Source organism: Micromonospora sp. BQ32 (assembly GCF_059358895.1).
In genome coordinates this window covers 1-12,369 of the sequence record NZ_JCADBI010000023.1, presented here as the reverse complement: position 1 = coordinate 12,369, position 12,369 = coordinate 1, and the positions used below count along the sequence as shown (strand labels likewise).

Below are 12,369 nucleotides of genomic sequence, written 5' to 3'. Positions count from 1 at the left end.
TGGTCCGGCTCAAGAAGGGGTGACGGTCTCCGGCCCGGGCCCCCGGTCCGGGCCGCTCCCGGCGGGTGGCGGACAGATGACCGTCCGGGTGGAGCCCGCGCGGTCCGCGCCGGCTCTGGCTATGGTCGTCAGGTGAACCGACTCGTCGACGCCACCAGCCCGTACCTGCTCCAGCACGCCGACAACCCGGTCGACTGGTGGCCCTGGTCGGACGAGGCGTTCGCCGAGGCGAAGCGGCGCGACGTTCCGGTGCTCATCTCGGTGGGCTACGCGGCCTGCCACTGGTGCCATGTGATGGCGCACGAATCGTTCGAGAACGCGCAGGTCGGCGCCCTGATGAACGACAACTTCGTGTCGATCAAGGTGGATCGTGAGGAGCGCCCGGACGTGGACGCGGTCTACATGACCGCGACCCAGGCGATGACCGGCCAGGGCGGCTGGCCGATGACCGTCTTCGCCACCCCGGACGGCACCCCGTTCTTCTGCGGCACCTACTTCCCGCGACCCAACTTCATCCAGTTGCTCCAGTCGGTCGCCACCGCCTGGCGGGAGCAGCGCGAGGCGGTGCTGGGCCAGGGCGCCGCCGTGGTCGAGGCGATCGGCGGCGCCCAGGCCGTGGGCGGCCCCACCGCCCCGCTGGACCCCCCGCTGCTCGACGCGGCAGCCGCCAAGCTGGCCAGCGAGCACGACGCCACGAACGGCGGGTTCGGTGGCGCCCCGAAGTTTCCGCCGCACATGAACCTGCTCTTCCTGCTGCGCCACCACCAGCGCACCGGCGACCCGGGCAGCCTGGAGATCACCCGGCACACCGCCGAAGCGATGGCCCGGGGCGGCATCTACGACCAGCTCGCGGGCGGCTTCGCCCGGTACTCGGTGGACGCGCACTGGACGGTGCCGCACTTCGAGAAGATGCTCTACGACAACGCGCTGTTGCTGCGGGTCTACACCCAGCTGTGGCGCCTCACCGGTGACCCGCTGGCCCGCCGGGTGGCCCGGGACACCGCCCGGTTCCTCGCCGACGAGCTGCACCGGCCGGGGCAGGGTTTCGCGTCCGCACTGGACGCCGACACCGAGGGCGTCGAGGGGCTCACCTACGCCTGGACGCCCGCCCAACTCGTCGAGGCGTTGGGCGAGGAGGACGGCCGGTTCGCCGCCGACCTGTTCACCGTCACCGACGAGGGCACCTTCGAACACGGCATGAGCGTGCTCAAACTGGCCCGAGACGTGGACGACGCCGCGCCCGAGGTGCGTGCCCGCTGGCAGCAGGTGGTGGGACGACTGCTCGCCGCCCGGGACACCCGCCCCCAGCCGGCCCTCGATGACAAGGTGGTGGCCGCCTGGAACGGCCTGGCGATCACCGCCATCGCCGAGTTCCAGCAGGTCGCCGCCGTGTACGCGTCCCCGCAGGACGAGGATGCCAACCTGATGGACGGCGTCACGATCGTCGCCGACGGGGCGATGCGCCAGGCCGCCGAGCACCTGGCCACGGTGCACCTGGTGGACGGCCGGCTGCGCCGGGTCTCCCGGGATGGCAAGGTCGGCGAGCCGGCCGGTGTCCTCGAGGACTACGGCTGTGTGGCCGAGGCATTCTGCGCGCTGCACCAGCTCACCGGCGAGGGCCGCTGGCTCACTCTGGCCGGCCAACTACTGGACACCGCCCTGGCGCACTTCGCCGCGCCCGGTGGCGCGTTCTACGACACCGCCGACGACGCGGAGCGGCTCGTCGCCCGGCCGGCCGACCCGACCGACAACGCCACCCCGTCCGGCCGGTCGGCGTTGATCGCCGGGCTGGTGGCGTACACGGCGTTGACCGGGGAGACGCGCTACCGGGAGGCCGCCGAGGCGGCCCTCGGCACGGTCGCGCCGATCGTCGGTAAGCACCCCCGGTTCACCGGGTACGCGGCCATGGTCGGCGAGGCGTTGCTCTCCGGGCCGTACGAGATCGCCGTGGTCACCGACGACCCGGCCGGTGACCCCCTGGTGACCGCCGCTCGCCGGCACGCCCCGCCCGGAGCGGTGGTCGTCGCCGGGCGTCCGGACCAGCCGGGTGTGCCGCTGCTCGCCGACCGGCAGCTGGTCGACGGGCGGCCCGCCGCGTACGTCTGCCGGGGTTTCGTCTGTCAACGGCCGGTCACCTCGGTCGAGGACCTGATGGCCCAGCTGAGCTGACCGCACGGCCACGCCCGGTAGTCGCCCACCCCGCACGCCGGGTGGTCCCGCCAGCGCTTCCGAGGCGGGTCGCCAGCCCTCCGGGAGGGCACGTCAGCGGCCCGGATAGGCTGGCCGCGCTATGGATTCCCGTACCGGTCTGCCAGTTGTCGGCATGGTGGGTGGCGGCCAGTTGGCCCGGATGACCCACCAGGCCGCGATCGCCCTCGGCCAGTCACTGCGTGTGCTCGCGACCGCCCCCGACGACGGCGCGGCGCTGGTCGCCGCCGACGTCCAGTACGGCGACCACACCGACCTGTCCGCCCTGCGCACCTTCGCCAAGGGCTGCGACGTCGTCACCTTCGACCACGAGCAGGTGCCCTCCGAGCACATCCGCACGCTGGCGGCGGAAGGGGTGCCCCTGTACCCGCCGGCGGACGCGCTGCTGCACGCCCAGGACAAGCAGGTCATGCGGGAACGCCTGACCGAGCTGGGTGCGCCCAACCCGGCCTGGCGGCCGGTCGGCGAGCCCGCCGACCTCGTCGGCTTCGGCGAGCAGGTCGGCTGGCCGGTGGTGCTGAAGGCGGCCCGGGGTGGCTACGACGGCCGGGGCGTCTGGATGGTCGACGACGCCGCCCAGGCCGCCGAGCTGGCGACCACGCTGCTCGCCGGCGGCACCCGGCTGATCGTCGAGGAGCGGGTGCCGCTGCGGCGGGAGTTGGCCGTGCAGGTGGCCCGTTCGCCGTTCGGTCAGGTGGCCGCGTACCCGGTGGTCGAGACGGTGCAGCGCGACGGCATCAACGTGGAGGTGCTGGCACCGGCGCCCGGGCTGGACGAGGAGTTGGCGGTCGCCGCGCAGCAGCTCGCCATCGACCTGGCCACCGCGCTCGGTGTGATCGGCCTGCTGGCCGTGGAGCTGTTCGAGGTGCGCGACGACGCCGGTCGGCCCGCGATCGTGGTCAACGAGCTGGCGATGCGTCCGCACAACTCCGGGCACTGGACCATCGAGGGTGCCCGGACTTCGCAGTTCGAGCAGCACCTGCGGGCCGTGCTGGACTACCCGATGGGTGACACCGCGCTGACCGCCCCGGTGGTGGTGTCGGCGAACGTGCTGGGCGGTGAGCCGGGCGGAATGTCGATCGACGAGCGGTTGCACCACCTCTTCGCCGCCGAGCCGGGCGCCAAGGTGCACCTGTACGGCAAGCAGGTCCGACCTGGCCGCAAGATCGGGCACGTCACGGTGCTCGGCGACGACCTGGACGACCTGCGGGCCCGGGCCGCACGGGCCGCGCGCTGGCTGCGCGAGGGGCACGAGTGAGCCACGGTTTCGGGAACGACGAGAGGGCCGCAGTGAGCACGGTTGGCTTGATCATGGGCAGCGACTCGGACTGGCCGACCATGCGGGCCGCCGCCGAGGTGCTGGACGACTTCGGCGTGGCGTACGAGGTGCGGGTGATCTCGGCCCATCGGACTCCGGTCGCGATGATCGAGTACGGGCGCGACGCCGCCGACCGGGGCCTCAAGGTGATCATCGCGGGGGCCGGGGGTGCCGCCGCGCTGCCCGGCATGGTCGCCTCGGTGACGCCGCTGCCGGTGATCGGTGTGCCGGTGCCGCTGAAGCACCTCGACGGCATGGACTCACTGCTGTCCATCGTGCAGATGCCGGCCGGCATTCCGGTCGCCACCGTGTCGATCGGCAACGCCCGCAACGCCGGCCTGCTCGCCGTACGGATCCTCGGCGCCAGTGACGAGGCCCTGCGCGCCAAGATGGCGACCTACCAGCAGGATCTGGAAAAGCTGGTGGCAACCAAGGAAGCCGCCCTCCAAGCCACCCTGCGCTAGCCCCCGCGAACCCCCACACCACCCGCGATCTTGCACTTTCGGTCGCTGCTTCGCGGCTTCTGCCCCCTATGCACCAGAAAGTGCAAGATCGCGCGCGGCGAACGCTTGGGCCCGCGAACCCGGCCCACTCACCGCGCCACTTACTCACGCCGCAGGGACCCTCCGGTTAGTCTCACCGCGCCCACTCACCCACGCCGCAGGGACCCTCCGTTTTATCTCATGCCGCGGAGGGCGGTCTGTAGGCGTTCCTGGGCGCGGCGGCGGCGCTCGTTGCTCGCGCCGAGCACCAGTAGCAGGATGCCCACCGGGATCAGCGCCAGCCACGGACCCAGGCTGAACAGGGCGTGGATCGCCGCGATCGCGGTGACCGACGCGCCGACGATCACCGGCGCCTGCTGCCGACTGGACGAGCCGAAGATCAGCACCGCGACCGCGCCGAGCAGCAGCAGCATCTGCCGCATCGTGCTCGACTCGGTGGCCAGCACGATGGCCAGCGTCGGCACGAAGGCCGCCACCAACGCCGGCCCGTACGCCACCCAACTGCTCATGTCCGGTCGGTGGCGCAGCTCCAGGACTCCGACGAGGAGGGCCAGGGCGGCGAACGGCAGCGTGTACGCCTCGGGCAGCGCCACGTCGGCGACTCGCATCAGGATCCACCACGCGGTGATCTCACAGACCACCACCGCCCAGAACAGGATCCGGCGTTCCACCGGCCGGCGGCCGGGTCGGGTCGCGGCCACCCCGAGGACAGCGCCCCAGGCGGCCAGCAGGGCGGCGATGTGTCGGGGCGAGTCGAAGGCGAGGGCCAACGCGATCAGCGCGGCAGCGTACCCGGTCCATTCCACCGTGGAGGCTTCCCGCTGCGCCTCGGGGCGGCGCAGCCGGGGCAGGGTCGCGGCGAGCACCTGTAGAACCGCGCCGACGGCCAGCACCCCGAACGCGGACCAGACCGCCGCCAGCCCGGCGACCAGGCCGGCGGTGAGCACGAAGAGTTGCGCCAGGAGTGAGGCGAAGAGCCAGCCGAGGATGCGCGCCCGCTGGGTGGTGCCGAACAGCGCCGCTACCGCGCCCACCCCGACCGCGCTGCCGAGGGTGAACAGGGTCATCTGCCGGTCGGCCAGGCTGCCGGCGAGCCCGGCGCTGCCACCGGCCAGACCGATGGCGAACACCAGCACCCGGGCCAGCCGCAGCGAGCGGGCCCGTTCGGCCAGCGGCGGCGGTGGGGTCAGCGCGAGACCGAGCATCGCGATGGTGAAGACCGAGAGCGCGGCGACGGTGCTGGCGGGCCAGCCCTGGCCCAGCGCGAGGGGTGCGATCAGCAGCGTGACGGCTGCCCCGGGCAGCACCACCGGCACCGCCCGGGACCGCCGGCCACCGCTGAACCCGGTGGCGGCCAGCGCGGCGGTCGCGGTGAGCAGCAGCGCCGTCAGCACGTGGGTCGGGTTGACCACGTCCGGCGGTGGGGTGAGCAGCTCCGGCGGCGGGCCCTGCCAGATCCGGGTCAGGGTGCGGTGCGGCTCCACCAGGGCGGTGACCAGCGCGGGTGCGATCGAGGCGAGTGCCAGGGCGGTCGGAAGCGCTGCCGCGGCCAACGCACCCGCGGCCGGGTTGACCCGCCATCGCCGTCGCTCCGGGTCGTCCGGCAACCGCCGTAGGGCGCCGTCGAGGCGTACCGCCCAGCGCCGGACCGGCTGAGCGGCGCCGGTGGGCGGCACAGTGGCCCCGCGGATCAGCTCGGCCAGCACGCCGAGCAGGGCGGCGGCGGCCGCGTAGACGCCGGCGGCGAGGCCGGTGGGGATGGCGGCGAGGGCGCTGATGGTGGCCCCGCCGACCACCGCAACGCTGACCCAGGGCAGATATTGCGGCACCTGCCGGCGGACCGCGGCCACGGCGGCCAGGCCGAGGCTGGTCGCGGCCAGCGCGGCGGTCAGCACCACCTGCGCCGAGTGTTCGAACTCGGCGGCCAGTGCCGCCACCGCACCGGGGAGGGCCAGCAGGGCGGCACCGATCGCCGCGCCGCCGATCTGCGCCAGGTGCGGCGGCAGCCCGTCGGTGTCGATGTCGGTGACCTGTGGGCCGGCGAGGACGCGGGCCAGCATGGCCACCACCACGCCGATCAGCGCGATGCTGCCCAGCGCCAGGGCGGTGGTCCACGGACGGACCAGTCCGGCTCCGGCGGCGTGCAGCGCGACGACCCCGGCCACGGTGGCCCGGGACAGCCCGGCCCGCGCCTCCTCCGTGGCCACCGCGGCCATGCCGAACACGGTGGCGACCATTCCGCCCACCAGGACCGGCGACCACCAGGCCAGATCGAACGCGGCCGGCGCGCCGATCGTGGCGAGCACCACCGCCACACCGGACACGTCCCAGCGCCACGGCGGGGGGAGCAGGATGCCGGCGGCGAGGGCCAGCAGCGCCAGCGCGACCGGCGCCTGCCAGGTGGCACCGCCGACGGGGGCGGCCGGCCAGTCACTCAGGTCGCCCCTCCAGATAGGGCCGGGGGTGGCCAGCACGCCGACCCCACCGCGCACCGCCGACCAGCCGGCGAGGACGCCGATCAGGGCACCGCCGACGGTGAGGCCGAGGATCGGGCCGCGTCGCCACTCCTCCGGCATGCTGCGCGCGCCCACGGCGACCACCAGGAGCAGGGCGGCGGCCACCACCAGTTGCCCGCCCGGGGCGAGCACCGCGCCGATCCGTACCAGCGTGGCGATCAGGGCGGTGGTGACCGCCGCGGCGGCCAGGTCCGAACCGTCGAGGGTGAGGTCGGCGCGCCGGCCGGCGTCGATGGAGGGGGCCAGGAAGAGCAGCACCGCCGCGACCAGCAGGAGCGCACCGACCCAGGCGTCGGCGACGGTCGCGCCGGGCGCCCCGAACGCGGCGGCGGTGACCACCAGCGCGCCCAGCCCGGTGCCGACCGACAGCGGCGCGGGGATGTGGCGCTGGGAGACCTGCACCACGGCGGCGTAGCCGAGGGTCACACAGACCGCGAGGAAGCTGGCCGCCAGGACCGGGACGGTCACCTCACGCAGGCTCGCCGGGGTGGGGGTCGGGTCGCTCGGCATGGACGCGGCCACGAACGCGGCCACCGCCCCGGGCAGCGCGAACGCGGCGCCGCCGGCGGCCCAGGCGGTGACCGTGTCGGAGGCGGCCGAGGCGATCCGGATCCGGGGCGCCAGCGCGACCAGCGTGCCGGCCACGAACAGGGTGATCAGAACTGCGGCCGTGAGGGTGGGACTGGACAGGCTGGTGCCCGCGCCGAACAGGCCGACCACGGCCGCCCCGATGGCGTGCGCCACGGCGGCACGGTCGGTGCGGGCGGAGAGCCCGATGACCCCGATGCCGATCGCGGTGATCACCATTGGCCAGGGTGCCGTCACCCAGCCGAGGCCGAACGAGGCCGGGACGGCGAGCGCGGTCAGCGCCGCGCCGGCGACCGCGAACTCCCGCCGGATCTCGGTGGGCAGGGCCAGCACCGCCGCGATGGTGAGCAGGAACGCGGCACCCGCGAGCTGCCAGGTGGTCGGCCCGACCGCGGCGGCCAACTCGCCCGGGTAGCGGCTGAGGTCGGGGCCCCAGGCGGGCAGTGCCGCCCGGACCGGTGCCACCCCGGCGCGTAGCGCGCCGCCGGCGACCACCAGACCGCTGACGGTCAGCGCCACCGCGGAGGCGATCTGTGGGCCACGTCGGGCCGCCTCGGGGACCGCGCGCACCGCCAGCCCGGTCACCGTGATGACCGCCGCGATCAGCAGCAGCGCCCGGCCGGGGAGTGCCACCGAGGCGATTCGGCTGAGTGAGCCGATCACCGCCAGGGTGACGATGCCGGCCGCGACGTCGGGCAGCGGCGGGCGACGCAGCACCAGCGCGCCGGCCAGCCCGATCGTGGCGGCCAGCAGCAGCACCACCCCGGCGCCGGTCGCGGTCGGCACGGTCTGTGCCCGCAGCAGGGCGGTGACCGCGTACGCCAGCGAGACGGCGACCGCCAGGGCGTGCAGCAACCAGGTCAGCTCACGCAGGCCGGGCACCGGGCGGGTCGGCTGCGGGTCGGCGGCGCCCGCGCTGGCGTCGATCAGCTCGGCGGCCTCCTCCGGGTCGCCCTCCGGCCGGCTCTCGGCGTCGCGTTGGCGGGGCGTCGACGGGGTGCCCGGCGACGGCAGGTCCTGCCGGACGGGGCGTTCGACGGTCACGCCGGAGCGGGCCAGGCCGAGGTTGACGAGGGCGACCAGGGCCAGCACCAGCGCCCAGCCGCCCGGGCCGGTGATCTGGTCGTACGCCAGCAGAGGCAGCACCGGCTGCGCGGCGAGCACGGTGGCGAAGCGGGGCGCGCGCAGACCCGTCCAACCGGCGTACCCGAAGGCGACGGCGGCGGTGACCGCGAAGATCACCCCGGCGAAGACCGTGCCGGAGCCCCCGCCGGTGCCGATCCGGTCCACCGCCCAGAGGGCGTTGCCGGCGAGCGGCACCAGCAGCAGGCCGACCGCGGCGATGGTCTCGGCGGTCGAGGTGAGCCCGCGCCGGGCCAGCGCCGGTGGGGCGAGCAGCATCAGCACGGTGGCCAGGAGCAGGATGCCCAGCCGGGCCAGCGCGTCCATCGAGCTGGTGGCGACCGCGGCGAAGACGACCGCGGCCACCCCGAGCAGCAGCGCGCCCAGCCCGAGCGGAATGTTCTGCACCTCGCGCGAGGATGCCTCCGGCGGGTGCTCCGGGTCGTCCACGTCCAGCCAGGTGGCCCGGGGCGGGGGCGGCGGATCCTCCGGGGCGGGTGGAGTGCCCTGGCGCGGCACCCGGGGCGGCGCTCCCATGGTGGCGGTCGGTGGCCGCCGGCCGGGGCGGCGGCGAAGCACCCGGCGTGGCCGGGTGGCCTGCTTGATCCGCTCTTCGCCGGCGTGGGCGAGGATGTCCCGCTGGAAGAGCGCGGCCTGCATCTTGGCGGCGATCTGCCGCTGCTCACGCGCGATGGCGGCGTCGCGCGCCTTCATCTCCGCGATCGAGCGCTCAATGTCGGCCAGGTGCTCGACCCACTGTGGTTGATCTGCCCCACAGTGCGGGCATCGGACGGCCGGCTTGATCTCCCGGCCGCACGAGGAGCATTGAAAGGTCGCCACGACACCCCTCCACCCGCACTGTGGACTCCCACTGTCGCAGCATGCCCAAAGCTGGCGCGGATTTCGACTCTTGTCGGCGGGTCCGGGGCAAACAACGACACCGGCCGGTCATCGAGCTGCTCGATGACCGGCCGGTGGGCGTCGGTTTCGTCAGGGGCGACCCATGCCCCGGTACTCCCAGCCCGCCTGGGTCCACAGTGCCGAGTCGAGGCAGTTGCGGCCGTCGACGACCTTGCGGCCCTTGGTCAACTCGCCGAGGGCGACCGGATCGGCGTTGCGGAAGTCGGCCCACTCGGTGAGAACGCAGACCAGGTCGGCGTCGCTGACCGCCTCGTTGATGCTGCTCTCGTAGGTCAACTCGGGAACCGCGCGGCGGGCGTTCTCGGTGCCCTGCGGGTCGTACACGTGCACGTCGGCGCCGGCCTTGTGCAGCAGCGCGGCGACGGCGAGCGCCGGGGCGTCACGGACGTCGTCGGTGTTGGGCTTGAAGGTGGCACCGAGCACGGCGATCCGGGTGCCGGAGAAGTCCGGGCCGGCGGGGCCGGAGCGGCGGCCGAGCAGGTCCGCGGCGAGCTGAAGCACCCGGGTACGCCGGCGCAGGTTGATCAGGTCGACCTCGTGCAGGAAGCGCAGCGCCTCGCCGGCGCCCAGCTCCTGGGCCCGGGCCTGGAAGGCCCGGATGTCCTTGGGCAGGCAGGCGCCTCCGAAGCCGAGGCCGGCCTGGAGGAACCGGTTGCCGATCCGCGGGTCGTAGCCGATCGCGCGGGCCAGCTGGGTGACGTCGCCACCGGAGGCCTCGCAGACCTCGGCCATCGCGTTGATGAAGGAGATCTTGGTGGCCAGGAAGGCGTTCGCGGCGACCTTCACCAGCTCGGCGGTGGAGAAGTCGGTGACGACCAGAGGCACCTCGCGGTCCTCCGTGGCGGCCAGGTCGAACACGCCCTTGTGGGCGGCGTAGAGCATGCCGTTGGCCCACTCGCTCTTGACGCCGACCACGATCCGGTTGGGCCGCAGGACGTCGTCGACGGCGAAGCCCTCCTGGAGGAACTCGGGGCTCCACGCCACCTCGACGTCCAGGTTGTTCGGGGTGTGCTTGCCGACGAGCTGCTCGACCCACTCGGCGGTGCCGACCGGCACGGTGGACTTGCCGACGATCAACGCCTTGCGGGTCAGGTGCTGCGCGAGGCTGGTGACCGACGCCTCGACGTACGACAGGTCGGCGCCCATGCCGTCGGCCCGCTGAGGGGTGCCGACGCAGATGAAGTGCACGTCACCGAACTCGGCGGTCTCGGCGATGTCGGTGCTGAACCGGAGGCGCCCGGCGGCGAGGTTGCGCCGCAGCAGCTCGTCCAGGCCGGGCTCGTGGATCGGCACCTGACCGGCGTTCAGCATCGCGATCTTGTCGGCGTCGACGTCGTAACCGAGTACCTCGTACCCCAGTTCGGCGTAGCAGATGGCGTACGTCGCACCGAGGTAACCAGTCCCCAGGAACGTCACCCGCGGCCGGGGTGCGCCCGAGGGCGGTGTCACCGTGGCGATGGCGGGGGTCGGCTGGATGGTGGGGTAGGGGATCGTCACGCCTGTCTTCTCCGCTCGCGCTGGCGTCGCGTCGTCGCGTCGCATTCTGCTGCGGCGCCTGGGCGGGGCACCGGAGGGGTGGCTCACTGTGTCGGTCTCCATCATCGCCCAGCGCGTGAGGTGCACCATCTTGCCCATACCTACGCGCCGGTAACATCACCTGAACTGCAGTCGTTAGTCTTCAGTCTGCGCGGTCAGCGGTCAGGAGTCGTCACAGACTGCGCATGATAGCGGTGAAGGGGAGGGCCGAGATGGCCGCAGGGGATTCGTTCGACGTCTACCGGTTGCCCGAGGAGCACCAGGCGATCCGGGAAGCGGTGCGTGAGGTCTGCGCCGCGAAGGTAGCTCCGCACGCCGCGGAGGCCGACGAGACCGGGGAGTTTCCCAAGGCGTCCTACGACGCGCTGCGCGCGGCCGACTTCCACGCCCCGCACATCCCCGAGGAGTACGGCGGTGCGGGGGCGGATGCGCTGGCCACCGCCATCGTGATCGAGGAGGTGGCCCGGGCCTGCGCGTCCTCCTCGCTGATCCCGGCGGTGAACAAACTCGGCACCATGCCGCTGTTGTTGTCCGGTTCCGCCGAGCTCAAGAGTCGGTACCTGACGCCGGTCGCGGCCGGTGACGCGATGTTCTCGTACTGCCTCTCCGAGCCGGAGGCGGGCAGCGACGCGGCGTCGATGACCACCCGGGCGGTACGTGACGGGGATCACTGGGTGCTCAACGGCGTGAAGCGCTGGATCACCAACGCCGGCGTGTCCGAGTTCTACACCGTCTTCGCCGTCACCGACCCGTCCGTCCGGTCCCGGGGCATCTCGGCCTTCGTGGTCGAGAAGTCCGATGCCGGGGTGAGCTTCGGCGCACCAGAAAAGAAGCTCGGCATCAAGGGCTCGCCCACCCGCGAGGTCTACCTCGACAACGTGCGGATCCCCGCCGACCGGATGATCGGCGCGGAGGGCACCGGCTTCGCGACCGCGATGAAGACCCTGGACCACACCCGGGTCACCATCGCCGCGCAGGCCGTCGGGATCGCGCAGGGCGCGCTCGACTACGCCAAGGGGTACGTGGCCGAGCGTCGGCAGTTCGGCAAGGCGGTCGCCGAGTTCCAGGGGGTCCAGTTCATGCTCGCCGACATGGGCATGAAGCTTGAGGCGGCCCGGCAGCTCACGTATGCGGCTGCCGGCAAGTCGGAGCGTGGCGACGCGGATCTCACCTACTTCGGCGCGGCCGCGAAGTGCTTCGCCTCGGACGCCGCCATGGAGATCACCACCGACGCGGTGCAGCTGCTCGGCGGCTACGGCTACACGCGGGACTACCCGGTCGAGCGGATGATGCGGGACGCCAAGATCACTCAGATCTACGAGGGCACCAACCAGGTCCAGCGGATCGTCATGGCGCGGGAGCTCCTGAAGGGCTGATTCGGGCTTTTGGTAGCTCGGGGTAGGTGGGGTAGGGCCTACCCCACCTGCCATCTTCCCGCTCACCGGCTGTCGTCCGGGACAGGCAACTTCATAGGGTCACAGGACAGTCACCGAACACGATGCCCGTCCGTTCCGGAGGTCGTCCCGTGAGCCACTCCATCAAGGGCCCGCCCGTCGAGAGCCGAGCGTCGTCCGGGACGCTGTCCCGGATCGTCGACGTCGACGCGTTGCGCGCCGTGGCGCTGCTCCTCATCCTGGTCGTCAACATCGCCTTCTTC

6 protein-coding genes are annotated in these 12,369 nt (G+C 73.1%); 4 read left to right on the top strand and 2 right to left on the bottom strand.

Annotated elements, in window-relative coordinates; genetic code table 11:
• Positions 1-132 precede the first annotated feature (132 nt).
• From AC5L30_RS30030 to purE, 3 genes are all read left to right on the top strand, one after another.
• Complete coding sequence (locus AC5L30_RS30030) at positions 133-2,169, top strand: thioredoxin domain-containing protein (protein ID WP_494871390.1); 2,037 nt, start codon at positions 133-135, stop codon at positions 2,167-2,169.
• Between the two features lie 121 nt (positions 2,170-2,290).
• Positions 2,291-3,466: a 5-(carboxyamino)imidazole ribonucleotide synthase gene (locus tag AC5L30_RS30025; protein ID WP_494871388.1), complete on the top strand. Its 1,176-nt coding sequence runs from the start codon at positions 2,291-2,293 to the stop codon at positions 3,464-3,466.
• 32 nt (positions 3,467-3,498) lie between these two features.
• Positions 3,499-3,990 (top strand): 5-(carboxyamino)imidazole ribonucleotide mutase, encoded by a 492-nt coding sequence (purE, locus tag AC5L30_RS30020; protein ID WP_494871386.1) that lies wholly within the window; start codon positions 3,499-3,501, stop codon positions 3,988-3,990.
• Positions 3,991-4,202: 212 nt separating this feature from the next.
• Here purE and AC5L30_RS30015 read toward each other — a convergent pair whose 3' ends face one another.
• Positions 4,203-9,095 carry an SCO7613 C-terminal domain-containing membrane protein gene (locus tag AC5L30_RS30015; protein WP_494871385.1) on the bottom strand — a complete coding sequence of 1,631 codons (4,893 nt, stop codon included), beginning with the start codon at positions 9,093-9,095 and terminating at the stop codon, positions 4,203-4,205.
• Between the two features lie 150 nt (positions 9,096-9,245).
• A complete protein-coding gene (locus AC5L30_RS30010) occupies positions 9,246-10,673 on the bottom strand; it encodes a UDP-glucose dehydrogenase family protein (protein ID WP_494871384.1) in 1,428 nt (475 codons plus the stop codon).
• A gap of 251 nt (positions 10,674-10,924) precedes the next feature.
• Between AC5L30_RS30010 and AC5L30_RS30005 the strand changes: the two genes are divergently transcribed.
• Positions 10,925-12,088, top strand: coding sequence for an acyl-CoA dehydrogenase family protein (locus tag AC5L30_RS30005; RefSeq protein WP_494871382.1), 1,164 nt, complete (start codon positions 10,925-10,927; stop codon positions 12,086-12,088).
• Positions 12,089-12,369 lie beyond the last annotated feature (281 nt).